This window comes from Pantoea phyllosphaerae (assembly GCF_051025595.1).
GTDB lineage: Bacteria > Pseudomonadota > Gammaproteobacteria > Enterobacterales > Enterobacteriaceae > Pantoea.
Genome location: NZ_JBPFDE010000006.1, coordinates 145,577 through 171,501, shown reverse-complemented (window position 1 = coordinate 171,501; position 25,925 = coordinate 145,577). Strand labels below are relative to the sequence as shown.

23 protein-coding genes are annotated in these 25,925 nt (G+C 60.2%); 4 read left to right on the top strand and 19 right to left on the bottom strand.

Annotated elements, in window-relative coordinates:
• Positions 1-4: 4 nt before the first annotated feature.
• From glgA to asd, 5 genes are all read right to left on the bottom strand, one after another.
• Positions 5-1,438 (bottom strand): glycogen synthase GlgA, encoded by a 1,434-nt coding sequence (glgA, locus tag ACR6A7_RS10565; RefSeq protein WP_434124821.1) that lies wholly within the window; start codon positions 1,436-1,438, stop codon positions 5-7.
• 70 nt (positions 1,439-1,508) lie between these two features.
• Positions 1,509-2,795 (bottom strand): glucose-1-phosphate adenylyltransferase, encoded by a 1,287-nt coding sequence (glgC, locus tag ACR6A7_RS10560; RefSeq protein WP_434124820.1) that lies wholly within the window; start codon positions 2,793-2,795, stop codon positions 1,509-1,511.
• 10 nt (positions 2,796-2,805) lie between these two features.
• Positions 2,806-4,785 carry a glycogen debranching protein GlgX gene (gene glgX, locus ACR6A7_RS10555; protein WP_434124819.1) on the bottom strand — a complete coding sequence of 660 codons (1,980 nt, stop codon included), beginning with the start codon at positions 4,783-4,785 and terminating at the stop codon, positions 2,806-2,808.
• Entirely contained in the window at positions 4,782-6,965 is a 2,184-nt protein-coding gene (gene glgB, locus ACR6A7_RS10550; RefSeq protein ID WP_434124818.1) for a 1,4-alpha-glucan branching enzyme, read from the bottom strand. The genes glgX and glgB overlap by 4 nt, the downstream gene beginning before the upstream one ends.
• A 355-nt stretch (positions 6,966-7,320) precedes the next feature.
• A complete protein-coding gene (asd, locus tag ACR6A7_RS10545) occupies positions 7,321-8,430 on the bottom strand; it encodes an aspartate-semialdehyde dehydrogenase (protein WP_434124817.1) in 1,110 nt (369 codons plus the stop codon).
• A 217-nt stretch (positions 8,431-8,647) separates the two neighbouring features.
• Between asd and ACR6A7_RS10540 the strand changes: the two genes are divergently transcribed.
• The gene (locus ACR6A7_RS10540) at positions 8,648-9,241 is read left to right on the top strand and encodes a YhgN family NAAT transporter (RefSeq protein WP_434124816.1); all 594 of its coding nucleotides are present in this window, start codon (positions 8,648-8,650) and stop codon (positions 9,239-9,241) included.
• Positions 9,242-9,357: 116 nt separating this feature from the next.
• Positions 9,358-10,098, top strand: coding sequence for a carbonic anhydrase (locus ACR6A7_RS10535; RefSeq protein WP_434124815.1), 741 nt, complete (start codon positions 9,358-9,360; stop codon positions 10,096-10,098).
• Positions 10,099-10,134: 36 nt separating this feature from the next.
• On the opposite strand, the gene gntU is transcribed toward ACR6A7_RS10535, so the two are convergent.
• The 4 genes from gntU to ACR6A7_RS10515 form a co-directional block, all read right to left on the bottom strand.
• Entirely contained in the window at positions 10,135-11,475 is a 1,341-nt protein-coding gene (gntU, locus tag ACR6A7_RS10530; protein WP_434124814.1) for a gluconate transporter, read from the bottom strand.
• A 2-nt stretch (positions 11,476-11,477) separates the two neighbouring features.
• Entirely contained in the window at positions 11,478-12,014 is a 537-nt protein-coding gene (gene gntK, locus ACR6A7_RS10525) for a gluconokinase (protein WP_434124813.1), read from the bottom strand.
• Positions 12,015-12,153: 139 nt separating this feature from the next.
• Positions 12,154-13,149 carry a gluconate operon transcriptional repressor GntR gene (gene gntR / locus ACR6A7_RS10520; RefSeq protein WP_434124812.1) on the bottom strand — a complete coding sequence of 332 codons (996 nt, stop codon included), beginning with the start codon at positions 13,147-13,149 and terminating at the stop codon, positions 12,154-12,156.
• Between the two features lie 92 nt (positions 13,150-13,241).
• The gene (locus ACR6A7_RS10515) at positions 13,242-13,937 is read right to left on the bottom strand and encodes a pirin family protein (protein ID WP_434124811.1); all 696 of its coding nucleotides are present in this window, start codon (positions 13,935-13,937) and stop codon (positions 13,242-13,244) included.
• 355 nt (positions 13,938-14,292) lie between these two features.
• Here ACR6A7_RS10515 and ACR6A7_RS10510 point away from each other — a divergent pair, with 355 nt between their 5' ends.
• Entirely contained in the window at positions 14,293-14,784 is a 492-nt protein-coding gene (locus ACR6A7_RS10510; protein WP_434124870.1) for a GNAT family N-acetyltransferase, read from the top strand.
• Between the two features lie 28 nt (positions 14,785-14,812).
• Here the strand turns inward: ACR6A7_RS10510 and ggt are convergent, their stop codons facing one another.
• Positions 14,813-16,567, bottom strand: coding sequence for a gamma-glutamyltransferase (gene ggt, locus ACR6A7_RS10505; protein ID WP_434124810.1), 1,755 nt, complete (start codon positions 16,565-16,567; stop codon positions 14,813-14,815).
• Between the two features lie 185 nt (positions 16,568-16,752).
• Between ggt and ACR6A7_RS10500 the strand changes: the two genes are divergently transcribed.
• Positions 16,753-17,031 (top strand): DUF2756 domain-containing protein, encoded by a 279-nt coding sequence (locus ACR6A7_RS10500; protein ID WP_434124809.1) that lies wholly within the window; start codon positions 16,753-16,755, stop codon positions 17,029-17,031.
• Here ACR6A7_RS10500 and ugpQ read toward each other — a convergent pair.
• The 9 genes from ugpQ to livH form a co-directional block, all read right to left on the bottom strand.
• Positions 17,028-17,771: a glycerophosphodiester phosphodiesterase gene (ugpQ, locus tag ACR6A7_RS10495; protein WP_434124808.1), complete on the bottom strand. Its 744-nt coding sequence runs from the start codon at positions 17,769-17,771 to the stop codon at positions 17,028-17,030. The two genes, ACR6A7_RS10500 and ugpQ, sit on opposite strands and share 4 nt — an antisense overlap.
• Positions 17,768-18,841 carry a sn-glycerol-3-phosphate import ATP-binding protein UgpC gene (locus ACR6A7_RS10490; RefSeq protein WP_434124807.1) on the bottom strand — a complete coding sequence of 358 codons (1,074 nt, stop codon included), beginning with the start codon at positions 18,839-18,841 and terminating at the stop codon, positions 17,768-17,770. Before ACR6A7_RS10490 ends, ugpQ begins: the two co-directional genes overlap by 4 nt.
• A 2-nt stretch (positions 18,842-18,843) precedes the next feature.
• Positions 18,844-19,689 carry a sn-glycerol-3-phosphate ABC transporter permease UgpE gene (gene ugpE, locus ACR6A7_RS10485; RefSeq protein ID WP_434124806.1) on the bottom strand — a complete coding sequence of 282 codons (846 nt, stop codon included), beginning with the start codon at positions 19,687-19,689 and terminating at the stop codon, positions 18,844-18,846.
• Positions 19,686-20,573, bottom strand: coding sequence for a sn-glycerol-3-phosphate ABC transporter permease UgpA (gene ugpA / locus ACR6A7_RS10480; RefSeq protein ID WP_434124805.1), 888 nt, complete (start codon positions 20,571-20,573; stop codon positions 19,686-19,688). Before ugpA ends, ugpE begins: the two co-directional genes overlap by 4 nt.
• 61 nt (positions 20,574-20,634) lie before the next feature.
• Positions 20,635-21,951: a sn-glycerol-3-phosphate ABC transporter substrate-binding protein UgpB gene (ugpB, locus tag ACR6A7_RS10475; protein ID WP_434124804.1), complete on the bottom strand. Its 1,317-nt coding sequence runs from the start codon at positions 21,949-21,951 to the stop codon at positions 20,635-20,637.
• 276 nt (positions 21,952-22,227) lie between these two features.
• Positions 22,228-22,941, bottom strand: a complete 714-nt coding sequence (gene livF / locus ACR6A7_RS10470) for a high-affinity branched-chain amino acid ABC transporter ATP-binding protein LivF (protein ID WP_434124803.1) — start codon at positions 22,939-22,941, stop codon at positions 22,228-22,230.
• Position 22,942: 1 nt separating this feature from the next.
• Positions 22,943-23,710 carry a high-affinity branched-chain amino acid ABC transporter ATP-binding protein LivG gene (gene livG, locus ACR6A7_RS10465; RefSeq protein WP_434124802.1) on the bottom strand — a complete coding sequence of 256 codons (768 nt, stop codon included), beginning with the start codon at positions 23,708-23,710 and terminating at the stop codon, positions 22,943-22,945.
• A complete protein-coding gene (locus tag ACR6A7_RS10460) occupies positions 23,707-24,975 on the bottom strand; it encodes a high-affinity branched-chain amino acid ABC transporter permease LivM (protein WP_434124801.1) in 1,269 nt (422 codons plus the stop codon). The genes livG and ACR6A7_RS10460 overlap by 4 nt, the downstream gene beginning before the upstream one ends.
• Positions 24,972-25,898 carry a high-affinity branched-chain amino acid ABC transporter permease LivH gene (livH, locus tag ACR6A7_RS10455; protein WP_434124800.1) on the bottom strand — a complete coding sequence of 309 codons (927 nt, stop codon included), beginning with the start codon at positions 25,896-25,898 and terminating at the stop codon, positions 24,972-24,974. Before livH ends, ACR6A7_RS10460 begins: the two co-directional genes overlap by 4 nt.
• Between the last annotated feature and the right edge of the window lie 27 nt (positions 25,899-25,925).

Genomic DNA, 25,925 nt, shown 5'->3' with positions numbered 1-25,925 from the left:
CTGATTACAGCAAACGTTGGTAAAGATCGCGGTAGGCCTGCGCGGCCACTTGCCAACTGAAATCCATTCCCATCGCCTGTCGCTGAACGTAACGCCAGAGAGAAGGCCGCGACCACAAGACAAAAGCACGCCGAATCGCCCGCAGCAGCGACCAGGCGTTGCTGTCTTCAAAACTGAATCCGCTGGCGATGCCGTCAGCCAGGTTCTCCAGCGAGCTGTCGTTAACCGTATCGGCCAGGCCGCCCGTGCGGCGCACCAGCGGCAGCGTGCCATATTTTAGGCCGTAGAGCTGCGTCAGACCGCAGGGCTCAAAGCGGCTCGGCACCATAATGACGTCCGCGCCGCCGACGATGCGGTGCGAGAAGGCCTCGTGATAGCCAATCTGCACGCCGACGCTGCCGGGATGCTCCGCCGCAGCGGCGAGAAAGCCCTGCTGCAGCTCGGCGTCACCCTGTCCGAGAAGCACCAGCTGACCGCCCTGCGCCAGCAGGCCAGGCAGCGCCTCCAGCACCAGGTCCAGCCCTTTTTGCCGCGTCAGACGGCTGATGACGGCGAAAACAGGGACGCTGTCGTCGACCTTCAGCCCCATGGCGATTTGCAGCTGCCGTTTGTTCTCGGCCTTAGCTTCCAGCGTGTCGCGGTTATAGCGCGCGCTGAGCAGCAGGTCGTGCGCCGGATCCCAGATGCCGGGATCGACACCGTTCAGAATGCCGCTGAGACGCCCTTCGCGCAGCCGCTGCTCCAGCAGCGACTCCATGCCATAGCCGAACTCCGGGCGCGTAATCTCATGCGCGTAGGTCGGGCTGACGGCAGTGACGTGATCGGCGTAAAAGAGGCCCGCTTTCAGGTAGGAAATCTGCCCATAGAACTCCAGCCCGTGCATGGCGAAGAAATCTCTCGGCAGCTGGATTTCGTCCAGATGGCGCGCGTTGAACAGCCCCTGATAGGCCAGGTTGTGGACGGTAAACACCGACTTTGCCGGACGTCCGCGCGCCTCCAGATAGGCGCAGGTCAGACCCGCATGCCAGTCGTGCGCATGAACGATATCGGGCCGCCAGTAAGCGTCCAGCCCGCTGGCGATTTCACACCCCATCCAGCCCAGCAGCGCGAAGCGCAGATAGTTATCTACATAGGCGAACTGCGACGTATCGTGATACGGGCTGCCGGGTCGATCGTAGAGCGACGGCACGTCGATCAGATAGATGCCGACGCCGTTGAAATGACCAAACAGCAACCGCGTTGGACCGGCGAAAGTCTGCAGCTCGGCCACCACCTCCGTTTCGGGGATCCCTTTAAGCAGATCGGGAAAAGCGGGCAGCAACACCCGCGTGTCCGTACCATCCGCAATCTGCGCCTGCGGCAATGCCCCAACAACATCAGCCAACCCGCCGGTTTTTAGCAGCGGAAAAAGTTCTGAACAGACATGTAAAACCTGCATCCTCGGCCTCTTAATAAGTGATCGGGCGCGATCCTCGCGTCGATTATATGGTGCTTTTTATCGTTGACGGCTACGCGCTGGCCAGCCTGGCAAGCATGGCGCGTGTGACCAGAACGATCCCCTCTTCTGAACGGTAAAACCGACGACTGTCCTCGTCAGGATTCTCTCCTATCACCATGCCTTCTGGCAGCACGCAGGCGCGGTCAATCACGCAACGACGCAGGCGGCAGGATCGTCCCACCACCACGTCCGGCAGCAGTACGGCGGAATCGATATTGCAAAACGAGTTAACGCGCACGCGTGGAAACAGTACCGAGTTCACCACGACCGAGCCGGAGATGATAGTGCCGCCAGAAATCAGCGAATTCATCGTCATGCCATGGCTGCCCGAACGGTCCTGCACGAACTTAGCGGGCGGCAGCGGCTCCATATGGGTGCGGATCGGCCAGGTATGGTCATACATATCCAGCTCCGGCGTCACCGACGCGAGATCAAGGTTTGCGCGCCAGTAGGCTTCCAGCGTCCCTACATCACGCCAGTAGGGCGTCGAACTTTCATCCTGCTGTACGCAGGAGAGCGTAAACGAATGGGCATACCCTTCGCCGCTCGCCACCACTTTCGGCAGAATATCCTTGCCGAAGTCGTGGTTAGAATTAGGCGCCTGCAAATCTTCTTCCAGCAGCTGATAGAGATAATCGGCGTTAAAGACGTAAATCCCCATACTGGCCAGCGCCTGCGTATCGTCGCCGGGCATGGCGGGCGGCTGCGGCGGCTTCTCTACAAAGTCGATCACTTTATTGTTTTCATCCACGGCCATCACGCCAAAGGCGGTCGCTTCATGCAGCGGCACCGGCAGGCAGGCGATGGTGCACTTCGCGTTAGCATCGACGTGGTCGAGCAGCATGCGCGAATAGTCCATTTTATAAATATGATCCCCAGCCAGAATCACGATGTACTGCGCCTGATAGCGGCGAATAATGTCAAGGTTCTGGGTCACGGCGTCTGCGGTACCGCGATACCAGTGTTCAGTGGACGTGCGCTGCTGCGCCGGCAGCAAATCCACAAATTCGTTCATCTCTTCGTTGAAGATAGACCAGCCGCGCTGAACGTGCTGCGTTAGCGTGTGCGACTGGTACTGCGTTATCACGCCGATGCGGCGGATACCTGAGTTAATGCAGTTTGAAAGCGCAAAGTCGATGATGCGAAACTTGCCGCCGAAATGCACCGCTGGCTTAGCGCGTTTGGCGGTCAGGTCTTTCAGGCGCGTACCTCTTCCCCCGGCGAGGATCAGCGCAACCGTCTGTGTAGGGAGCTGGCGGGCCAGCATCAGGTGATCGGTTCTGTCTAACTTAACCATGTCTGACTCCTTATGATTGCTTCTGGAACACGCACACGCCGTGTGCGGGACCATGCCAGACAGTCGACAAAATGGGGTTGTCATCCCCGGCGAAAGGAGGAACGGCACGCCATTCTCCGTCTGGTAAGGCGATGTCACTCACCGAATCCGTGGCGTTTATTGTTATTAACCAGCGGCCGGAGAGCAGAATCTGCATTCTGTGCGCCTTCTGCTCCCACTCCTCTCGCTGCAGTGGTCTGCCGCTGGCATTGAACCACTGCACATTGCCGTCGCCCTCTTGCCACCAGCGATCGGCGGTTAACGCCGGGATCTGCTGACGCAAACGGATAAGGGCGGCGGTAAAATCCACCAGGCTGCTCTCTTCTTCCTGCCAGTCAAGCCAGGTCAGGATGTTGTCCTGACAGTAGGCGTTGTTGTTGCCGTGCTGGCTGTGCCCGCGCTCGTCGCCAGCAAGCAGCATCGGCGTGCCCTGCGCCAGCAGCAGCGACGCCAGCAGCGCATGCGTGCTCAGGCGACGGCGTTCAATTACGTCGAAGCTGGCGCGCAGCCCTTCTACGCCGTGGTTGTCGCTAAAATTGCTGCTGCTGCCGTCGCGGTTATCCTCGCCGTTGGCCTGGTTATGCTTATGGTTAAAGCTCACCACGTCGCGCAGCGTAAAGCCGTCGTGCGCGGTGATCAGATTAACCGCGGCGTGCGGCAGGCGGCCGTCGCGCTGGAACAGATCGCTGGAGGCGGCAAAGCGGCGCGCGAACGCGCCGTTGCTGACGTCGCGATGCAGCCAGAAGCGCCGCATATCGTCGCGAAAATGGTCGTTCCACTCGGCGAACAGCGGCGGAAAGTTGCCGACCTGATAGCCGCCTGGCCCAATATCCCAGGGTTCAGCGATCAGCTTGACCTGCGAGAGCAGCGGGCAGGCTTTAATCGCCTCGAACAGCGGCGCGTGCGCTGAAAAATCGGGCGTGCGCCCCAGCACCGGCGCCAGATCGAAGCGAAAACCGTCGACGTGGCAGACGCGCACCCAGTAGCGCAGCGCCTCCAGCGCCCAGTTCATCACCTCAGGATCGCTGAGATTCAGGGTATTACCGCAGCCGGTCCAGTTTTCATATTCGCCCTGCGGGCTCAGCCAGTAGTAGCTGGCGTTATCGACGCCGCGCTGCGACAGCGTCGGGCCGATCTCCTCCAGCTCGGCGGTGTGGTTGAACACCACGTCCAGCAGCACTTCGATGCCCGCCGCGTGCAGGTCTTTCACCGCCTGCTGAAACTCCTGCAGAGGCGACGCGCCCTCCTGACCTGAGGCGTAGCGCGGATCGACGGCCCAGAGCGCAAAGGGGTTGTAGCCCCAGTAGTTGCTTAAGCCGAGGCGCTGCAGGCGCGGCTCGCTGGCAAAATGGGCCACCGGCAGCAGCTCCAGCGCGGTGACGCCGAGATGGCGCAGGTAATTCACCATAACAGGATGGCCGAGGGCGGCGTAAGTCCCGCGCAGCGATTCCGGAATTTCCGGATGCCGCTGCGTCAGCCCACGCACGTGCGCCTCGTAAATAACCGTGTTGCCCCAGGGCGTGCGCGGGGCGATATCGCCTTCCCAGTCGAACTCCTCCGCCACGACCAGCGATTTAGGCGCCACGGCGGCGCTGTCCTGCTCGTCAGGCTGCGCAATGCCGCCGTAGAGACGCGGGTCGTCTGTTACCTCGCCCTCAACCGCGCGGGCGCAGGGATCGACCAGCAGCTTGGCGGGATTAAAGCGGTGCCCGCGCTCTGGTGCCCAGGGACCGTGAACGCGAAAGCCGTAGCGCTGGCCCGGTTTGAGCGCGGCCACGTAGCCGTGCCAGATATCGCCGGTACGCGCCGGAAGATCGTAGCGTCGCTCTTTGCCCTGGTCGAACAGGCAAAGCTCAACGCGCGCGGCATGCCGGGAGAAGAGCGTAAAGTTAACGCCCTTGCCGTCGTAACTGGCGCCTGGCGGCTCAGCACGTCCCGGAAGCAGCGTCATTCCGCCTCCTTCACCAGCCAGATTGTCGCCAGGGGCGGCAGCGTCAGCGACAGCGACTGCGGTCGGTTGTGGCTGGCGATCTCATCGGTATGCACCACCGGATTGCGCGTATCGCTGCCGTGATAGCTGTGCTGGTCGGTGTTGATCACTTCGCGCCAGTTCCCCGCCTGATTCACGCCGAAGCGATAGTTGTGGCGCGGCACCGGCGTAAAGTTGCTGGCGACAATAATCTCGTTGCCGTCGCGGTCGCGGCGCACAAAGACGAAGACCGAATTTTCGCGATCGTCGACCACCAGCCACTCAAAGCCGGCCGGGTCGAAATCGAGCTGATGCATCGGCGCATAGTGCCGATAGGTGTGGTTAAGGTCGCGCACCAGCCGCTGCACGCCGTGGTGCCAGTTATCGGCACCCTCCAGCAGATGCCAGTCAAGGCTGACGTCGTGATTCCACTCTTTGCCCTGCGCGAACTCGCCGCCCATAAACATCAGTTTTTTGCCGGGGAAGGCCCACATCCAGCCGTAGTAGGCGCGCAGGTTGGCGAACTTCTGCCAGGGGTCGCCCGGCATACGATCAAGCAGCGACTTCTTGCCGTGCACCACTTCGTCGTGCGAGAGCGGCAGCACGAAGTTTTCGGTGTAGTTGTACATCATGCCGAAGCTCATCAGGTCGTGATGATGGCTGCGGTAGACCGGATCGAGCTTCATGTAGTCCAGGGTGTCGTGCATCCAGCCCAGGTTCCACTTATACCAGAAGCCGAGGCCGCCCGATTCTGGCGGGCGCGACACGCCGTCGAAATCGGTGGACTCTTCGGCGATGGTGACGGTGCCTGGCGCGGCGCGTCCCAGCGTGCGGTTGGTGTAGCGCAGGAAGGCGATAGCTTCGAGATTCTCGCGGCCGCCGTAGTGGTTCGGCACCCACTCGCCCTCGGCGCGGCTGTAGTCACGGTAGATCATCGAGGCCACGGCATCGACGCGCAAACCATCGATGCCGCAGCGCTCCAGCCAGTAGAGCGCGTTGCCCGCCAGGTAGTTGCTCACTTCGCGGCGGCCATAGTTGTAGATCAGGGTATTCCAGTCCTGATGATAACCTTCACGCGGATCGCTGTGCTCGTAGAGCTCGGTGCCGTCGAACTTCGCCAGACCGAAATCATCGCTGGGGAAGTGGCCCGGCACCCAGTCGAGCAGCACGTTCAGGCCCGCTTCGTGCGCGGCGTTGATGAAATAGAGGAATTCATCGCGCGTGCCGAAACGGCGCGTCGGCGCATACATGCCGAGCGGCTGATAGCCCCAGCTGCCGTCGAAGGGGTGTTCATTGATCGGCAGCAGCTCGATATGGGTGAAGCCCATCTCTTTAACGTAGGGCACCAGCTGCTCCGCCAGCTCTTTGTAGCTGAGCCAGAAGTTGTTCTCGGTGTGGCGGCGCCATGAGCCGAGATGCACCTCATAAACAGATATCGGCGCGTCAAACGCGTTGCGCGCCTTACGCTCTTCGGCCATCTCGACCTTCGGCGGCAGGCCGCAGATCATCGAGGCGGTTTGCGGCCGCATCTGCGCCTCAAAGGCGTAAGGGTCCGCTTTAATACGCAGCTGGCCGCTGTTATCGACGATTTCAAATTTATAGAGCTGGCCGTTATAGGCGCCCGGCACAAACAGCTCCCAGATGCCCATTTCGCGGCGGAAGCGCATGGGATGGCGGCGGCCATCCCAGAAGTTAAAATCGCCGACCACCGAGACGCGCTGCGCGTTAGGCGCCCAGACGCTAAAGCGCGTGCCGTGCACGTCGTCAATCACCGCACCGTGCGCGCCCAGGGTTTCGTAGGGGCGCAAATGGGTGCCTTCCGCCAGCAGCCAGGCGTCCATCTCCTGCAGCAGCGGCCCGAAGCGATAAGCGTCGTCGATGAGATTCTGCTGCCCGTGCCAGTTCACCGCCAGCTGATAGCGAAACATATTCTTGCGGCGCGGCACCACCGCGCTGAAAAAGCCGCGCGGATCGAGACATTTCAACTGGGCGACTTTGCGCCCGGTGTTGGTTTCAATTACCCATACTTCCGAAGCGTCGGGCAGCAGCGCCCTGACTTCCAGCCCGTTGGCTGTCTGGTGCATCCCCAGCAAAGCGAAGGGATCGGCGTAATTCCCCGCAAACAGGGCGTTGATCGCCAGGCGATCGGGAAGCTCTGACATGACTTTCTTCCTGTGATTATGTGGCAGGCGAAATGAACGCGGCTATGCCACGCATCAGGTGCGCTGCTCTTCATTGAGCCATGCGTACAACGGCAGAGAAAGGAAACCGCTCCGTGGTAAATAACTTTGCCGTGTACAACAACTATTCAGTGCGAAATGCAAAACAGTCAACAACCGGCACATCATTGTTAAATCATAGCTTGGGCTTGCAGGTTGCCAGCCCGGAAAGCGAAAAATTATTGGCGGGGAGGTAAAAAAGGGAAGCCGATCACTTACAGACGGTAAGTTGTTTGACTTATTTCAGAATAATCAGGCAAAAGGCCGGGAAGATCCCGGCCTCGCTTAGTTTTTTCTGTTAGTCGACCAGCAGTCGCAGCATGCGGCGCAGCGGCTCGGCGGCGCCCCATAGCAGCTGATCGCCCACGGTAAAGGCGGAGAGATAGTCCGGGCCCATATTGAGCTTGCGCAGGCGGCCGACCGGCGTGGTCAGCGTGCCGGTCACCGCCGCAGGCGTCAGCTCACGCATGGTCAGCTCGCGGTCGTTAGGCACCACTTTCACCCACTCGTTGTGGGACGCCAGCAGCTGTTCGATTTCCGCCAGCGGCACATCTTTTTTCAGCTTGAGGGTAAACGCCTGGCTGTGGCAGCGCAGTGCGCCGACGCGCACGCAGAGGCCGTCGACCGGAATCGTTTTTTGCGTGCCGAGGATCTTGTTGGTTTCCGCCTGGCCCTTCCACTCTTCGCGGCTCTGGCCATTGTCGAGCTGCTTGTCGATCCACGGGATCAGGCTGCCGGCCAGCGGCACGCCGAAGTTATCGGTCGGCAGCGTGCCGGAGCGGGTCAGATCGGTGACGCTGCGTTCGATGTCGAGAATGGCAGACGCCGGATCCTGCAGCGAAATGGCGACGTGGTTATGCAGCATGCCCATCTGGGTCAGCAGTTCGCGCATATGGCGCGCGCCGCCGCCGGATGCCGCCTGGTAGGTGGCGACAGAGGCCCACTCCACCAGATCCTGAGCAAACAGGCCGCCCAGCGACATCAGCATCAGGCTGACGGTGCAGTTGCCGCCAACAAAGGTGTTGATGCCTTTGTCGAGGCCCTGACGAATCACCTGGTGGTTCACCGGATCGAGAATAATGATGGCGTCGTCTTTCATGCGCAGCGTTGAGGCCGCGTCAATCCAGTAGCCCTGCCAGCCGCTGGCGCGCAGCTTCGGGTAGACTTCACTGGTATAGTCGCCGCCCTGACAGGTAATAATGATATCCAGCGCCTTGAGCGCTTCGATATCAAAGGCATCCTGCAGCGCACCGGTGGACTTGCCGCCAAACGTCGGCGCAGCCTGTCCCAGCTGCGAAGTGGAGAAGAAGACCGGATTAATAACGTCAAAATCGCGCTCTTCGCTCATGCGCGACATCAGCACAGAGCCGACCATACCGCGCCAACCAATAAAACCTACATTCTTCATTTTCTGTCCATCTCAGTCAGCGATAGCGGCCGACCTGCTTACCGAAGGGAAGAACGGAATGGGTTTTCACTCCGCTCTGCGTCATAAATGGATTTACCTGTGACCAACAACTCTACAAAATGCAGCTTTTCTGGCAAGTGAATTAATTCGATTGTGCCAACTTTTTCAGCAGCGTGGCTAATAACCTCGCGTCGGGATGAAAGGAATAACCACAAAAATGACTGAAATGATCTCTGCGACCATTTTACTGCTGCTCATCATGGATCCGCTGGGCAACCTGCCAATTTTTATGTCGGTGCTCAGGCATCTGGAGCCAAAGCGGCGGCGCGTGGTGCTGATCCGCGAAATGCTGATCGCGCTGGTGCTGATGCTGCTGTTTCTCTTTGCGGGCGAACGCATTCTGACGTTTCTTAATCTGCGCACCGAAACCGTCTCGATTTCTGGCGGCATCATCCTGTTTCTTATCGCCATCCGCATGATTTTCCCATCGGGCGAAAGCAGCACCAGCGGCCTGCCCGCGGGCGAAGAGCCCTTTCTGGTGCCGCTGGCGATCCCGCTGGTCGCCGGCCCGTCACTGCTCGCCACGCTAATGCTGCTGTCGCATCAGTATCCTAATCAGATGGGGCATCTGGTCGGCGCGCTGCTGATCGCCTGGGGCGTTACGGTAACGATTCTGCTGCTGTCGGGGCTGTTTTTACGCCTGCTGGGCGACAAGGGCGTCAACGCGTTAGAGCGTCTGATGGGGCTAATTTTGATTATGCTGGCGACGCAGATGTTCCTGGACGGCATCCGCGTCTATCTGAAATTATGATGTAGCGCAAAGCGCGGGCGGGTTAACAGACCTGTTCTTTATGTGGTTTTGTCTTGATTAACTTTCAGCTTCGTATTCTTGCGCGGCTACGAATGACTTCATACCAGGACAACACCATGAAAAACAACCCACCCGCCCAGCCTTCGCGCCGCGCTATTTTGAAAAAGACGCTGGCGGTTTCCGCGCTGTCGGTGACCGGCGTCGGCACGCTGGCGCTGCCAACCCTCTCTTTCGCCGCTTCGCTCAGCAAAGAGCAGCGCGACGCCATGACGCCGGATGCGGTCATCGCCCATTTCAAACAGGGCAACCTGCGCTTTCGTGAAAACCGCCCGGTAAAGCATGACTACCTGGCGCAGAAGCGCAACAGCATTGCCGGACAGTATCCGGCGGCAGTGATCCTGAGCTGCATCGATTCGCGCGCGCCCGCTGAGATAGTGCTGGACGCCGGTATCGGCGAAACCTTCAACGCGCGCGTCGCCGGTAATATCAGCAACCGCGATATGCTCGGCAGCATGGAATTCGCCTGCGCCGTTGCTGGCGCGAAGGTGGTGCTGGTGATGGGACATACGCGCTGCGGTGCGGTGCGGGGTGCGATCGATAACGCAGAGCTGGGCAACCTGACCGGCCTGCTGGAGGAGATTAAGCCGGCCATTGAGAAAACCGTCTACAGCGGCGAACGTAGCGGCAGCAACGACGCGTTCGTCGACGCCGTAGCGCGGAAAAACGTTGAGCTGACCATCGACAGCATTCGTAATAACAGCCCGGTGCTGAAGCAGCTGGAAGAGCAAAAAAAAATCAAAATTGTCGGCAGCATGTACCACCTGGCGGGCGGCAAAGTTGAGTTTTTCGAGGCGTAAGCGAGAAGCCGTCACGCAGGCGTGACGGCGTTGATTTTACGACAGCAGCTGGAAGGCGATCATGCCGACAAGGGCACCGACGGTGCCGAGGATGGTCTCCATCAGCGTCCAGGTCTTCAGGGTTTCGCCTTCGGTGGCGCCGGTAAAGCGGCCGAACAGCCAGAAGCCCGCATCGTTAACGTGGCTGATGATGATGGAGCCGCCGCCGATGCAGACAGAGAGCGCCGCCAGCTGCGCGCCGCTGTAGTGCAGCGGCTCGATAACCGGCATCACCAGCCCGACCGTGGTGAGGCAGGCAACCGTGGCCGACCCCTGGATGACGCGCACCGCGCCGGACAGGATAAAGCAGGCCAGCGCGACGGGGAGCCCCGCGCCGGTCAGCGCATGGCCCAGCACCGGGCCGACGCCAGAATCGACCAGCACCTGCTTGAACACCCCGCCCGCGCCGATCACCAGCAGAATAATGCCCGCAGGCTGCAGCGCGCTGCCGCACACCTGCATCACCTTCTCTTTGTCCATGCCCTGGCGGTAGGCCAGCCCGTAAATCGCCACCAGACAGGCGATAAGGATCGCCGTAAAGGGATGGCCGATAAACTCCAGCCACTCGTACAGCGAGGAGCCCTGCTCGGTAACGCGCGCGCCGATGGTTTTCAGCCCCACCAGCATCAGCGGAAACAGGATCAGCGCCAGGCTGAAGCCAAACGACGGCAGCTTCGCCGCGTCAACGTCCGGCTGGTTATCTTCTGGCGGCGCGCTAAAGGTCACGTGACGCGCAATCAGCGAACCGAACAGCGGACCGGCGATCAGCATGCCGGGAATAGCGGCGCACAGGCCGAGCAGGATCATCCAGCCAAAGTCGGCATGCATCTGCGAGGCGAGCAGCATCGGCGCCGGGCCCGGCAGCAGAAAGGCCGCCGACGCCGCCACGCCGGCAAACAGCGGGATCACCAGCTTCACCAGGTTATCGTGGGTGCGGCGCGCCACGGCGAAGGCGATGCTGATCAACAGCACCACCGCCACCTCGAAGAAGAGCGGCAGCGCACAGATCAGGCCGGCGATGCCCATCGCGTAGTGGGCGCGGCTTTCGCCAAAGGTTTTCAGCATACGGATGGCAATCTGATCCACCGCGCCCGTCTCATGCAGAATTTTGCCGAACATCGCGCCCAGCGCGACGACGATAGCGAGGAAGCCCAGCGTACCGCCCATGCCTTTCTGCATGGTGTCCGCGATCTTGTCCAGCGGCATGCCGGAGCAGAGGCCTGCGCCGATCGACACCAGCATCAGCGCGACGAAGGCGTGCATACGCGCTTTCATCACCAAAAAAAGCAGCAGCAGGACAGAGCCTGCTGCGGTTAAAACCAGTGTTGCGGTACTCATGACTAACCCTTGTTGATGGCTTTCCCGATAGCCGCAACCGTAGCCGCAACAACGTCGTCAACTGAATGATTGATATCAACCGCCAGTACGTCCGGCTCGTCTGCGCCGGGCTCTTCCAGCGTGGCAAACTGCGTCACCAGCATCTGCGGTTTAAAGAAATGGCCTTTGCGCGCCTTCAGACGCGATTCGATGGTGTCGAAATCGCCCTTGAGGTAGATAAAGCGCAGGTTATCGTTGCCCTGGCGCAGAATATCGCGGTAACGCTTTTTCAGCGCGGAACAGACGATAATAGAGATCGCCTGGGTACGCTGCATGGCGAACGCGGCGTCGTTGAGAGCCTGTAGCCACGGCTGACGATCGTTGTCATCCAGCGGATGGCCGTCGGCCATCTTTAAAATATTGGCGCGCGGATGAAGAAAATCGCCGTCGAGAAAGGCGGTATTGAGCTGGTGGGAGACCTGGTTAGCGACAACGGACTTTCCGCTGCCTGAAACGCCCATCAGAATAAAGACGTGATGCGACGAGGATTGAGTAGTCATTTTTCTGCTCCGGCAGGTAAATTCGCCAATGTTACCGATAACAATGCTGGTTGCCATTGTGTGAAGCCCACTACAGGCTGGCAACCCTGTTTAGCCGAAAAAGCACGAAAGTGTGAACTGACTCATAAAAATGCCCGATTCAGATGCTGCCGCCTTCGCTGATGTCGAAGCCGATATCCAGCGGCGCGGAGACGCTGAAATCGCCGCTGATACGTGCCAGCAGCATGGTGGCCGCTTCGCGTCCCATGCGTTCGCGCGGCGTCAGGACGGTCGCCAGCTGCGGCGTCACAACCTGACTAATATCATGGCCGTGAAAGCCAGCGATCGCCATTTGCGACGGGACTTTTAATCCCTGGCGCTGGCATTCGAACATCGCGCCGACCGCCAGGTCGTCATTGGTACAGAACAGGCTGTCGGTTTGCGGATAGCGACGCTGCGCCTCGCACAGCAGCATCCCGCCTGCGCTGAAGGAAGAAGCCTCTTCCATCATTACGCTGCGCGGCTCCAGCCCCGCTTCGCGCATCGCTTTTTCGTAGCCCTGCTGCTTCTGCAGGGTGCGCTCATCAAGACGCGCGCCCAGGTAAACCGTATGGCGATGCCCTTTGCGCAGGATAGCGTGCGTCATCTGCCGCGCCGCCTCAACGTTATCGAAGCCCACCGCCATATCGAGGCACGGCGAAACGCTGTCCATCATCTCAATTACCGGAATGCCCGCCACTTCCAGCATGCGCAGCGTCGCGGGCGTATGGGTACGCTCGGTGAGAATGACGCCGTCGATGTTCCAGCCCAGCAGCGAACGCAGCTGCAGCTCCTCTTTTTGCGGGCTGTAGCCGAAGTGAGCAACCAGCGTCTGATAGCCCGCCTCATCGGTCACCGCTTCAATACCGCGCAGCACGTCGGCGAACACCTGGTTGGTCAGCGAGGGGAGCAGCACGCCGATGGCGCGGCTGGTGGCGTTGGAGAGCATATCCGGCGCGCGGTTGGGGATATAGCCCAGCTCATCAAGCGCGACGGCAATCTTGTCGCGCAGCGCCGCGGAAACCTGCTCAGGATTGCGCAGATAGCGGCTGACGGTCATTTTCGTTACGCCGACACGATCGGCAACGTCCTGTAATACCGGTCTTTTTTTCTTCATCGTATGCGCCCAGGGTCACAATTACGACGAGTCTATCACTATTCAGCGGGAGAATTGTAAACCGGGCGCGACTGTGCGCGCCCCGTCACCGCTTAAACCGGCGGCAGATCGAACAGCAGCACTTCGGCGTCGCTGCTGGCTTCAATCGTCAGGCTCGCCTCATCCCAGACGGCAAACGCGTCGCTGGTGCGGGCAGTTTCGCCGTTAACGCGGATCTCGCCTTTGACCACCTGCACCCAGACGCGGCGGCCGGTTTCGATAGCGACCTCATCTTTTTCGCCCGCGCTGAAGACCCAGCGCGACAGCGTCATATCCTGATAGACCTTAAGCGATCCTTCACGGGCGTCCGGCGTCAGCACAAACTGACGTCCTTTTACGTCCGGGAAGCGGCGCTGGGCGTAACGCGGTTCGATGCCGGTACGCTCTGGAATAATCCAGATCTGGTAAAGATGCAGCGGGTCGCTGCTGCTGGCGTTGTATTCAGAGTGGCGCACGCCGGTGCCCGCGCTCATGATCTGAAATTCGCCCGCCGGAATCTGCTCTTTATTCCCCATGCTGTCCTGATGCTCGACGGTGCCGGAGAGCACATAGGTCAGGATCTCCATATCTTTGTGCGGGTGCGTGCCGAAGCCCTGCCCGGCCGCGACGATATCTTCGTTAATGACGCGCAGCGCTGAAAAGCCCATAAAATTTGCGTCGTGATAGCTGGCGAAAGAGAAGGTGTGCCAGCTTTCCAGCCAGCCGTGGTTCGCGTGGCCGCGTTCGTCTGCTTTGCGTAGGTAGATCATGTTCAGTTCTCCTCAATGTTTTAGAACAGTCTGAACCTGAGGCGAACCTATTGATAGCTGAAAAACTTCACGCCTCTGTTCAAAAAAGATGAACAAGCGCCTCACGCATGATGAGCAGAGCTGAAGAATGCGGCAGGTAAAAAAAAAGCCAGCACCCGAGCTGGCTAAGTCATACTGGAAGCAATGTGAGCAATGTCGTGCTTTCCGGTTTGTCTGAGGACGCCCCGAGAACGCATCGCAATAATAATCATTATCATTCGCGTCTGTAAAGCCTTTTGTGATCTTTTCTGTTGATTATTAATAAGATTTCCTTGATGTTTGAAAGGGTTTTCCCGTCAACGCAAGGAGAAGGATGATGAGCGAGATTGTGGTGCGACACGTTACGCCTGAAGATGCTGCCGCCTTAATGCATATTTACAGCCAGCCGGACACCATGGCGAATACGCTACATCTGCCGCTGCCTTCGCTGCAAAAATGGCAGCAGCGGCTAAGCAACCTCTCTCCAGCGGGACATTCGCTGGTCGCCTGCATTGAAGGAAAAGTGGTTGGCCAGCTGACGCTGGAGGTTCTCGCGCCTGCGCGCCGTCGCCACTGCGCCACGCTGGGCATGGGCGTCGATGAAGCGTATCGCAACCGCGGCGTCGGCAAAGCGCTGCTCGGCGCGGCGGTCGATCTTTGCGACAACTGGCTGCAGGTCACGCGCATGGAGCTAACGGTATTCGCCGACAATCCCGCCGCCATTGCCCTCTACCGCCATTTTGGCTTTGAAGTAGAAGGCACGGCGAAGGCTTTTGCTATGCGACAGGGCGAGATGATCGATACGCACTATATGGCGCGGCTGAAATAGCAAACGGGGCCAGCCTGGCCCCGAAATGTTAATATCCCGCGCTCAAATCCCCTGGCGTACGCGGATCCGATGCGCCATAAAGCGTGCCGTCCGGCCCAATCATAATGCTCTGCGTGCTGCCCATCGCTGGCAATACCTTCACATGCTGCCCCTTATTCTCCAGCAGGCGCAGCGTGTCCGGGCTGAACCCCTTCTCAACGCGCAGCTGATCCGGCAGCCACTGATGGTGGAAGCGCGGCGCATTGGTCGCCTCTGCGACGTTCATCCCGAAATCGACGCTGTTTACCACCATTTGCAGCACGGTGGTAATAATGCGGCTACCGCCCGGACTGCCGGTCACCAGCCAGGTTTTGCCCCCTTTCGCCACGATAGTCGGCGACATTGAGGAGAGCGGACGCTTGGCGGGCTGTACCGCATTCGCTTCACCGCCGACCAGTCCGTAGACATTCGGCGTGCCCGGCTTGGCGGAGAAATCATCCATCTCGTTGTTCAGCAGGATGCCGCTGTTGCCTGCGACGATGCCGCTGCCGAAATTGGTGTTCAGGGTATAGGTCACCGCGACCGCCGTGCCCTGCTTGTCGACGACCGAAAAGTGCGTGGTCTGGTTGCTCTCATAGGGCTCCAGCTTGCCGGGCTTAATCTCGCTCGACGGACGCGCTTTCGCCACGTCAATCTGCTGCGCGATCGACTTCGCGTAGGCTTTGCTGGTGAGCGCCTGCCACGGCACTTTGACAAAATCGGGATCGCCAAGGTACTCCGAGCGGTCGGCATAGGCGTATTTTTCCGCTTCGGCGATCACCTGCATCGCGTCGGCACTGCCAAAGCCCATTTTCGCCAGATCGAAGTTTTCCAGAATATTCAGGATCTGCACGATATGGATCCCGCCGGATGAGGGGGGCGGCATGGAAAAGACCTCATAACCGCGATAGGTGCCGCTGATTGGTTTACGCTCGACGGCGCGGTAGGCCGCCAGATCCGCTTTGCCGATCAGGCCGCCGTGCTGCGCCATCTCGCTGGCGATCTCGTCGGCGATTTCGCCTTTATAGAAAGCGTCCGGCCCCTGCTGCGCAATCAGCTGCAGGCTGTGGGCGAGATTCTTCTGCACCAGGCGATCGCCCTTCTGCCACGGCGTGCCGTCGGGCTTAAAGAAGATTGCCTTGCTGTTGGGATGCGCCAGCAGCACCTCCTTGCCATAGGTTTTCAGATCGTCTGCCAGCGCGTCGTTGACCAGATAGCCTTCGCGCGCCAGCTTAATTGCTGGCGCCAGCAGCGTGCTGAGCGGCAGCGTGCCATATTTTTGCGCCGCCAGCGCAAAGCCTGCCACGCTGCCGGGCGTGCCCGAGGCGAGATGCGAGGTGAGCGACAGCTTGCTGTCAGCGTTGCCCTGTTTATCGAGGAACATATCGCGCGAGGCGCGGCCCGGCGCCATTTCGCGGAAGTCGATAGAGGTGGCGCGGCCGGATGCGGTGCGCAGCAGCATAAAGCCGCCTCCGCCCAGGTTGCCCGCCTGCGGATGCGTCACCGCCAGCGCGAAGCCGACGGCGACGGCGGCATCCACCGCGTTGCCGCCCTGGCGCAGAATATCCACGCCAACCTGCGTCGCCAGCGCATCCACCGAGGCGACCATGCCGTTCTGCGCCCTGACGGGATGAAAGGTATCATCCTCAACGCCATAAGAGACGGGCGGCGCGCTGGCGGGCGCGGCGGCGTCAGCGGCGCTGACAACCGTTAAACTCATCATTACCGCCCAGCCAAGCTGGCGTATATTTCCTCGCATCATCATCCACCCTTTTCAGTTGTTTACATTTGTTATTACGCAGGCAAGTGTTTACATATACAGCAAAAAAATAACATCTAAGTCAAATTCGGTGCGTTCCTGGGGGAGAAGTTTGTGAGGTTGCTAAACTTAAAGAAGTTGCGGCCGGGCGCATCAGACGATGGCGAGGCCGCCTTGACGGAGGAAGTCACATGAAAAAATGGTTAATCGTCTTTGCCGCGCTGCTGCCACTCAGCAGCATGGCCAATATGCTGAACAACACGAATCAGCCTAATCAGCCGGGCTACAACCCAAGCCAGCAGCGCATGCAGACGCAGATGCAGATCCGGCAGCAGCAGCAGCAGAGCAAACTGCAGCAGGATCAGCAGCAGCAGACGCAGCAGATACAACGCAAAATGCAGGAACAGCGCAGCAGCGCCCAGCAGCGCGTTATCAACACGCAGCCGGGTCAGCAGCAGAACCGTAATTAACGAAAGTCGGGGCCGATAATGTCGATGCGATCGGTACAGATGGCGTCGACGCCCCATTTCAGCAGGGTACGCGCCCGCTCTGGGTCGTTTACCGTGTAGACGAGAATATGCAGGCCGGCGGCCTTCAGCGCCGCGACGCGTTCGGCGTCGAGCAGTTTATGGTTAAGGTGAATCGAGACGCACGCCAGCGCAGCGGTTTTGCGTTGCCACGCCTCATCCCATTCATCAAGCAGCAGGCCGCGCGGCAGATCCGGCTCCGCCTGCATCGCCGCCTCCAGCGCCACGTAAGAGAACGACGACAGCAGCGGCGCGGTCATCTCCTGCCACAGCGTTTTCGCCGCATGGGCGATGGCGCGACCGGTTTCCGCCTCGCTGCCGGTAGTGGGTTTGATTTCGATATTCGCCATCATGCCGTACCGGCGACAGCGCGCCGCCACGTCGGGAAGCCGCGCCAGCGGTTCGCCGTCGAACGCCTTGCCGAACCAGCCGCCCGCATCGAGCTGCGCCAGTTTTTCCCACGGCAGCTCACCCGCGACGCCCCAGCCGCTGCTGGTGCGATCCAGCGTGTCGTCGTGCAGCAGAAAAATCTGCTTATCCTGCGACAGCTTCGCGTCGAACTCGATCATGGTATGGCCCCACTTCGCGCCGACGTCGATCGCCGCCAGGGTATTTTCCGGGGCCAGTTTGCCGCCGCCGCGGTGGGCAACGATATGAGGATAGGGCCAGTTGTATGTGCTCATTCCAGACGCTTTCCGGTCGTTGAATCGAAATAGTGTAACGCATCCGACGGCAGATGCAGCCACAGCGTGCTGCCCGCCTGCGGGCGTTCGCTGTGCGGCAGACGCACCACCAGCGGCGTCTCGCCGATGCGCCCGTGCGCCAGGTTGTCCGCGCCGAGCAGCTCCAGCGTCTCGACGCGCTGCGGAATGCCCTCGCGCTCGCGCGGGCTGATGCGCACATGTTCGGGACGGATGCCGAGCGTCACGGCACGATTCGCCCACTTCGCCTTGATCTCGCCGAGCGGCAGAGAGTAGGAGTGGTCGATATTGAAGCGCGTGCCGTCGCTGCCGATCTGGCCGTCAATCAGGTTCATCGCCGGCGCGCCGATAAAGGAAGCGACGAACTGGCTGGCGGGACGCTCGTAAATCTCTACCGGCGTGCCGATCTGCTCGACAAAGCCCTTGTTCAATACCATCACGCGCTGCGCCAGCGTCATCGCTTCGACCTGATCGTGCGTGACGTAAAGGCTGGTGGTTTGCAGGCGACGGTGCAGCTGCTGCAGCTCCAGTCGCATCTGCACACGCAGCCGCGCGTCCAGGTTGGAGAGCGGCTCGTCGAACAGAAACACCGAGGGCTCGCGCACGATGGCGCGGCCCATCGCCACGCGCTGGCGCTGGCCGCCGGAAAGCTCGCGTGGACGGCGGCTCAGCAGCTGATCCAGCTCCAGGCTGCGCGCCGCCTCCAGCACGCGCAGGCGGATATGCTCTTTGCTCATGCCGCGGATCTTCAGCCCATAGGCCATATTCTCCTCGACCGTCATATGCGGATAGAGCGCGTAGTTCTGAAACACCATCGCGATGCCGCGATCTTTCGGCTCCAGCTGGGTGACGCGTCTGTCATCGATATAGATATCGCCGGAGGTGACGCGCTCCAGCCCGGCCACCATGCGCAGCAGCGTCGATTTTCCGCAGCCGGAGGGGCCGACCATCACCATAAATTCGCCGTCGTTGACGGTGACGTTGAGCGGCTGAATGATTTGATTCTTGCCGTCGTAGGACTTGGTTACCGCCTGAAGGGTTACGCCTGCCATGCTTATTTCTCGCTCTCGACCAGGCCACGCACGAAGGCACGCTGCATGACCAGCACCACCACTACCGGTGGGATCAGGGTTAATAACATTGCCGCCATCACTTCGTTCCACTGCGTCGGCGATCCGCTGGTGGAGATCATACTTTTGATCCCCGCCACTGCGGTGCTGAGCGAGGCGTCGTTGACGATCAGCAGCGGCCAGAGATACTGGTTCCAGCCGTAGATAAAGGTGATGACGAACAGCGCCGCGAGGTTGGTTTTCGACAGCGGCAGCACGATGTCCCAGAAGAAGCGCAGCGCGCTGGCGCCGTCGATGCGCGCCGCCTCGATCAGCTCATCCGGCAGCGACATAAAGAACTGGCGGAACAGAAAGGTCGCCGTGGCCGATGCCATCAGCGGCAGCGTCAGGCCGCTGTAGCTGTCGAGCATATTGAGATCGGCGATCACCTGCACGGTAGGGAAAATACGCACCTCGACCGGCAGCATCAGCGTAATGAAAATCAGCCAGAAAAAGAGCGTGCGCAGCGGAAAGCGAAACCAGACCAGCGCAAAGGCGGAGAGCATCGACACCGTAATTTTGCCGACGGTAATACCGAACGCCATAATCAGGCTGTTGAGCAGCATCAGGCTAAACGCCGGGCCGCTGCCGTTAACCCCCTGGGTCCAGATGCGCGAGACGTTCTCCCACAGGTGGGTGCCAGGTATGAGGGTCATCGGCACCTGATAGACCGCCTCGTTATCCAGCGTGGCGGCAACGAAGGCGACGTAGAGCGGAAAAAGAATGGTGAGCACGCCCAGCACCAGCAGCGTGTGGCTGAAGATATCCAGCCCGCGACGGTTTTCAATCATTGGTACTGCACCTTACGCTCAACGAAGCGGAACTGAATCACGGTCAGGCCAATCACCAGCAGCATCAGCACCACCGACTGCGCCGCCGATGAAGAGAGATCCAGTCCGGTAAAGCCTTCGCGATAGATTTTGTAGATCAGCGTGGTGGTGGCCTGCACCGGCCCGCCGCCGGTCGCGGCGTCGATAACCGGAAAGGTATCGAAGAAGGCGTAGATCAGGTTCACCACCAGCAGGAAAAAGCTCACCGGCGTAATCAGCGGCAGCGACAGATTGAAGAAGCGGCGCACCGGCCCGGCGCCGTCGATCGCTGCGGCCTCCACCAGCGATTTCGGAATCGACTGCAGCGCGGCGAAAAAGAAGAGAAAGTTGTAGCTCATCTGCTGCCAGATCGAGGCGACGACAATCAGGAACATCGCCTGGCCGCTGTTCTGGGCATAGTTCCAGCTATAGCCAAGCTGGTTGAGAAAGTGGCTAATCAGGCCGAGGCCGGGATTGAACAGAAACATCCACATCACCGCCGCAACCACCGGCGCCACCGCGTAGGGCAGCAGCAGCAGCGTCTGGTAGAGCTTGCGCAGCCGGATAACGTAATCCACCAGCGCCGCCAGCAGCAGCGACAGCACCATGCCGCACACCGTGACCAGCGTGCTGAACACGATGGTGGTCCAGAAGGCGTCGAGATAGTAGCTGTCCTGAAACAGGCGCCTGAAATTGTCCAGGCCGACAAAGGTGCTGGAGAGGCCGAAGGGATCGAGGTTTTGCAGCGAATACCACAGCGCTTCGCCCGCGGGCCAGAGGAAAAAGATAGCGGTAATCAGCAGCTGCGGCAGCACCAGCAGATAGGGCAACAGACTGGTGCGAAACACCGGGCGAGATGAAGACATAGCGTACTCTGTCTGAGAAAGAGAACAGGGCCAGCAGCGCCGGCCCTTTTAACGTCACAGGTTACTTCACCTGCTGTTCAAAGCGGCGCAGCAGTTCATTGCCGCGTTTCACCGCGCTATCCAGCGCGGCCTGCGGCGTCTGCTTGCCGGTCCAGACGCCTTCCAGCTCTTCGTCAACGATGGTGCGAATCTGCGGCATATTGCCCAGGCGCATACCTTTGGTGAACGGCAGCGGATCTTTGTTCAGCATCTGACGTGTTGCGATATCCGCGCCAGGGTTCTTGTCGTAGAAGCCCTGCTGCTTGCTCAGCTCGTAGGCGGCGGTGGTAATCGGCAGGTAGCCGGTTTTCTGATGCCATTCAGCGGCGATTTCCGGCTGCGCGAGGAACTGCATAAATTCCGCGACGCCCTTGTAGGTGTTGGCGTCTTTGCCTTTCATTACCCACAGGCTGGCACCGCCGATAATGGCGTTCTGCGGCGCGTTCGGCACCGTATCGTCATAGGGCATCATGCCGACGCCGAAGTTAAATTTGGCGTAGTGTTTGATATCCGCCAGCGAACCTGAAGAGGCGGTGGTGATGCCGCAGTCGCCGTTATAGAACTTGGCGGTGGATTCGTCTTTACGGCCGAAGTAGGTGAAGTCGCCTTTCTTGTTCATCTCCTCCAGCATCTGGATATGACGCACCTGCACCGGCTTGTTGAACTCCAGCACCGCATCGGTGCCGTCGAAGCCGTTGTTTTTGCTGGCGACCGGCAAGGCGTGCCAGGCACTGAAGTTTTCGATCTGGATCCAGCCCTGCCAGCCGCTGGCGTAGCCGCAGCTCATGCCTGCCTTACGCAGCGCGTCGGCATCTTTCGCCAGCGCCTGCCAGGTTTTCGGTGGCTGATCCGGGTTCAGGCCCGCTTTTTTAAAGGCGTCTTTGTTGTAGTAGAGCACCGGCGTGGAGCTGTTGAACGGCTGAGAGATCAGATGGCCGCTGGCGTCGCTGTAGTAGCCCGCCACGGTCGGCACAAACTGTTTTTCATCGAAGGGAATGCCCGCGTCCTGGAAGACCTGATGCACCGGCACGATCGCCTTCGACGCCATCATGGTGGCGGTGCCGACTTCATAAACCTGCAAAATGGCCGGCGCTTTGCCGGTACGCACCGCTGCGATGCCTGCCGCGAGGCTCTGCTCGTAGTTGCCTTTATAGGTCGGCACGATTTTATAGTCGGGATGCGCCTGGTTGAAACGTTGCGCCAGCGAGTCGACCTCTTTGCCTAACTCGCCCTCCATTGAGTGCCAGAAAGGAATTTCAGTGGCGGCCAGCGCGTTGCCGCTGATGGCCAGGCCCAGAACCGCACTCATCAGGCTTTTTTTATAAGTAAAGACAGACATAGAGTTTTCCTGTGCAGGTAGGTACGCGCGATATCACGCATTTTTTGTTCGCGAAGTAACATGACACGGGAAAATGACGGATTAATAACAGCGAGATGACAGCCGGATGACGGCCAGATGAAGGAGGTTTTATCTAAATTGTGTTATCGCACCACAGCCAAAGGCCGTCGGCGGCGCAGCCAGTTCGGCACCGGCCAGCGCGCACCATCCGGAGCGTACTAAAGTACGTGAGGAATGCGAGCACTGCCCGGCGTCGAAATGGCAAGTAAGCCAGGCCTAAGCACCCAAATAAGCGCTGCGGACGGCTTCGTTGGAGAGCAGAGCTTCCCCCGTATCTTCCAGCACCACGTGCCCGTTCTCCAGCACATAGCCGCGATCCGCCAGCTTCAGCGCCTGGTTAGCGTTCTGCTCCACCAGAAAGATGGTCATCCCCTCTTTGCGCAGCTGCTCGATGGTATCGAAGATCTGCTGGATAATAATCGGCGCCAGCCCCAGGGAGGGCTCGTCCAGCAGCAGCAGACGCGGCTGGCTCATCAGCGCGCGGCCGATCGCCAGCATCTGCTGCTCGCCGCCGGACATGGTGCCCGCGCGCTGGATTTTACGCTCCGCCAGACGCGGAAAGAGCGCATAAACGCGCGCGATGCGCGTCTGATACTCCTGACGGCTGGCGAAAAAGCCGCCCATCGCCAGGTTCTCCTCTACCGTCATGCGCGAAAACACCCGGCGCCCCTCCGGCACGATAGCGATCGCCTCGCGCATGATGCGCGCGGTTTGCCAGTCGGTAATGATTTTGCCGTCGAAGGTAATGCTGCCCTGGGTGGCGCGCGGCTCGCCGCACAGCGTGCCGAGCAGCGTGGTTTTCCCCGCGCCATTGGCGCCGATCAGCGTGACGATTTCGCCCTGGCTGATATGCAGGCTGACGTTGTGCAGCGCCTGGATCTTGCCGTAGTGCGCGCTAACGTTGTTAACGGATAACATTGGATTTGCCATGTTACGCCTCTCCTAAATAGGCTCGGATCACATCCGGATTATTACGCACCTCTTCCGGCGTGCCGTTGGCCAGCGGCGTACCCTGGTTCACCACATAGATTCGGTCGGAAATGCCCATCACCAGCTTCATATCATGTTCTATCAGCAGGACGGACACCTTGTGCTCGCCGCGCAGTTCGGCGATCAGCTCATCCAGCTCGTGCGTCTCTTTCGGATTCAGCCCGGCCGCCGGTTCGTCCAGCATCAGGATCTCCGGACGCGTCACCATGCAGCGCGCAATCTCCAGACGGCGCTGCTGACCGTAGGCCAGATTGCCCGCCTGGCGATTGGCCAGATCGAGCAGCCCGATACGCTCCAGCCAGGTGGCGGCGCGATCCAGCGCCTCGCTCTCGCCGCGACGAAACGCCGGGGTTTTGAACAGGCCTGAGAAGAGGCCGCTTTTCAGATGCTGATGCTGCGCCACCAGCAGGTTCTCGATGACCGTCATCTCACGGAACAGGCGAACGTGCTGAAAGGTGCGCACCACGCCCATGCGGGCGATCTGCTGGCCGGGCATGCCTTCCAGATGCTGCTCGCGCAGCTTAATGGTGCCGCCGGTCGGCTTGTAGAAGCCGGTCAGGCAGTTGAAGACGGTGGTCTTTCCCGCGCCGTTGGGACCGATCAGCGAGACGATCTCCTGCGGGCGCAGCTCCAGCGCCACGTTATTGACCGCCAGCAGGCCGCCGAAGCGCATCATCAGGCCTTCAACGGCTAATAAAGGCTGACTCATGCCTGCTCTCCTTGTTTCTGCTTCAGTTTCAGGTGCGGACGCTTCATCGGCAGCAGCCCCTGCGGACGCCAGATCATCATCAGCACCATCAGGCCGCCCAGCACCAGCATGCTGTATTCGTTCAGATCGCGCATCAGCTCGCGCGACACCACCAGCAGGATAGCGGCGAGGATCACGGCGAACTGCGAGCCCATGCCGCCCAGCACCACAATCGCCAGCACGAAGGCGGATTCGACAAAGGTAAAGGATTCCGGGCTGACAAAGCCCTGGCGCGCGGCGAACAGCGTGCCGGCGAAGCCAGCGAACGCGGCGCTAATGGTAAAGGCGGTCAGCTTGATGCGCGTCGGGCTCAGGCCGAGCGAGCGGCAGGCGATCTCATCTTCACGCAGCGCTTCCCACGCGCGGCCCAGCGGCATGCGCAGCAGGCGGTTAATCACGAACAGCGTCAGCGCCACCAGCAGCAGCGCCACCAGATAGAGGAAAATCACGCGGTCGCTGGGGTCATATTTCAGGCCGAAAAATTCGTGGAAGGTGCTCCAGCCGCCCTCGGAGACTTTACGGCCGAACTCGAGGCCAAACAGCGACGGCTTAGGGATCTGCGCGATGCCGTTGGGACCGCCGGTCAGCGCAGTGTTGTTCAGCAGCAAAATGCGCACGATTTCGCCGAAGCCGAGCGTGACGATCGCCAGATAGTCGCCGCGCAGGCGCAGCACCGGGAAGCCCAACAGCAGCCCGAACAGCGCCGAGACGATGCCCGCCAGCGGCAGACACTCCCAGAAGCCGAGGCCGAAGTAGTGATTCAGCAGCGCGAAGGTGTAGGCGCCGATAGCGTAGAAGCCGCCGTAACCAAGCACCAGCAAACCTGACAGGCCGACCACCACGTTGAGCCCGAGGCCGAGCATCACGTAGATCAGCGTCAGCGTGGCGATGTCCACCGCACCGCGCGAGACGAAAAAGGGCCAGGCGACCGCGACGACGATCAGCGCCAGCATAAACAGCTTCTGCTTCGGCGTGGAGCCGTCGATGCCGGGCAGCACCAGCGCCGGACCGGAGATCTTTTTCAGGCCGCGCTGCCAGAACGGGCGCAGCAGCTGAAAGAGAAAGACCACGCCGCAGCCGACGAAAATCCAGTTCCAGCGCACGTCGCCAGCGCTCTGCACCACCAGACGCGTGCCGTCGAGGCCGAGACGCATGCCCATAAAAAAGCTGGCCAGCACCAGCAGCATCAGGGAGGAGAGCAGCGCATTGATAAAGGAAGATTTCATACTTTCTCAACCTCCGGGCGGCCCAGAATGCCGGTCGGCATCACCAGCAGCACCACGATCAGCAGCGCAAAAGAGACCACGTCTTTATATTCGGTGCTGAGATAGGCAGAAGTCAGCGCTTCGGCGATGCCGAGCACCAGGCCGCCAATCATCGCGCCGGGAATGCTGCCGATACCGCCCAGCACCGCGGCGGTAAAGGCCTTCATGCCGGCCATAAAGCCGATAAAGGGGTTAATTGAGCCGTAGAACTGGCCGAGCAGCACGCCCGCCACCGCCGCCATCGCCGCGCCAATCACGAAGGTGAGCGAAATCACGCGGTCGGTATTGATGCCGAGCAGGCTCGCCATTTTCAGATCTTCGGCGCAGGCGCGGCAGGCGCGGCCCATACGCGAATAGCGGATAAACAGCGTCAGCGCCAGCATCGCCAGGAAGGTCACCAGCCAGATGACGATCTGCATGGTGGAGACGGTGGCGGCAAAGCCGTTGCTCTCGCCCAGCGTCCACTGGCCGGTAATCAGGCTCGGCAGCGCGAGGTCGCGCGAGCCCTGCGTCAGGCTGACGTAGTTCTGCAGGAAGATCGACATACCGATGGCGGAGATCAGCGCGATCAGGCGCTTCGACGATCGCACCGGCTTATAGGCGACGCGCTCGATGCTCCAGCCGTAGGCGCTGGAGATCAGGATCGCCATCACGAAGCCGGCGGCAATCATCAGCCAGCCGGTGTCGATGCCCATCATCATCAGGGCGGCAATCACGATAAAGGAGACATAGCTGCCGATCATATAGACCTCGCCGTGGGCGAAGTTGATCATGCCGATGATGCCGTAAACCATGGTGTAACCGATGGCGATCAGCGCATAGGTGCTGCCGAGGGTGACCCCGTTAAGCATCTGCTGTGTGAAATAAAGAAACTGCTCGGACATAGTGAAGACCTGCATAAGAACGGGAAA

Bases quoted from the DNA above. Each gene is read 5' to 3' on its own strand.
- ACR6A7_RS10540 (WP_434124816.1), top strand. From the start codon at position 8,648: ATGACTGAAATGATCTCTGCGACCATTTTACTGCTGCTCATCATGGAT.
- glgC (WP_434124820.1), bottom strand. From the start codon at position 2,795: ATGGTTAAGTTAGACAGAACCGATCACCTGATGCTGGCCCGCCAGCTC.
- ggt (WP_434124810.1), bottom strand. From the start codon at position 16,567: ATGATGATGCGAGGAAATATACGCCAGCTTGGCTGGGCGGTAATGATG.
- ACR6A7_RS10460 (WP_434124801.1), bottom strand. From the start codon at position 24,975: ATGAAATCTTCCTTTATCAATGCGCTGCTCTCCTCCCTGATGCTGCTG.
- ACR6A7_RS10490 (WP_434124807.1), bottom strand. From the start codon at position 18,841: ATGGCAGGCGTAACCCTTCAGGCGGTAACCAAGTCCTACGACGGCAAG.
- gntU (WP_434124814.1), bottom strand. From the start codon at position 11,475: ATGAGTACCGCAACACTGGTTTTAACCGCAGCAGGCTCTGTCCTGCTG.
- ugpQ (WP_434124808.1), bottom strand. From the start codon at position 17,771: ATGAGCACATACAACTGGCCCTATCCTCATATCGTTGCCCACCGCGGC.
- ugpA (WP_434124805.1), bottom strand. From the start codon at position 20,573: ATGTCTTCATCTCGCCCGGTGTTTCGCACCAGTCTGTTGCCCTATCTG.
- ugpE (WP_434124806.1), bottom strand. From the start codon at position 19,689: ATGATTGAAAACCGTCGCGGGCTGGATATCTTCAGCCACACGCTGCTG.
- livH (WP_434124800.1), bottom strand. From the start codon at position 25,898: ATGTCCGAGCAGTTTCTTTATTTCACACAGCAGATGCTTAACGGGGTC.
- glgA (WP_434124821.1), bottom strand. From the start codon at position 1,438: ATGCAGGTTTTACATGTCTGTTCAGAACTTTTTCCGCTGCTAAAAACC.
- glgB (WP_434124818.1), bottom strand. From the start codon at position 6,965: ATGTCAGAGCTTCCCGATCGCCTGGCGATCAACGCCCTGTTTGCGGGG.
- gntK (WP_434124813.1), bottom strand. From the start codon at position 12,014: ATGACTACTCAATCCTCGTCGCATCACGTCTTTATTCTGATGGGCGTT.
- ACR6A7_RS10510 (WP_434124870.1), top strand. From the start codon at position 14,293: ATGAGCGAGATTGTGGTGCGACACGTTACGCCTGAAGATGCTGCCGCC.
- glgX (WP_434124819.1), bottom strand. From the start codon at position 4,785: ATGACGCTGCTTCCGGGACGTGCTGAGCCGCCAGGCGCCAGTTACGAC.
- ugpB (WP_434124804.1), bottom strand. From the start codon at position 21,951: ATGTCTGTCTTTACTTATAAAAAAAGCCTGATGAGTGCGGTTCTGGGC.
- livG (WP_434124802.1), bottom strand. From the start codon at position 23,710: ATGAGTCAGCCTTTATTAGCCGTTGAAGGCCTGATGATGCGCTTCGGC.
- asd (WP_434124817.1), bottom strand. From the start codon at position 8,430: ATGAAGAATGTAGGTTTTATTGGTTGGCGCGGTATGGTCGGCTCTGTG.
- livF (WP_434124803.1), bottom strand. From the start codon at position 22,941: ATGGCAAATCCAATGTTATCCGTTAACAACGTTAGCGCGCACTACGGC.
- ACR6A7_RS10515 (WP_434124811.1), bottom strand. From the start codon at position 13,937: ATGATCTACCTACGCAAAGCAGACGAACGCGGCCACGCGAACCACGGC.
- gntR (WP_434124812.1), bottom strand. From the start codon at position 13,149: ATGAAGAAAAAAAGACCGGTATTACAGGACGTTGCCGATCGTGTCGGC.
- ACR6A7_RS10535 (WP_434124815.1), top strand. From the start codon at position 9,358: ATGAAAAACAACCCACCCGCCCAGCCTTCGCGCCGCGCTATTTTGAAA.
- ACR6A7_RS10500 (WP_434124809.1), top strand. From the start codon at position 16,753: ATGAAAAAATGGTTAATCGTCTTTGCCGCGCTGCTGCCACTCAGCAGC.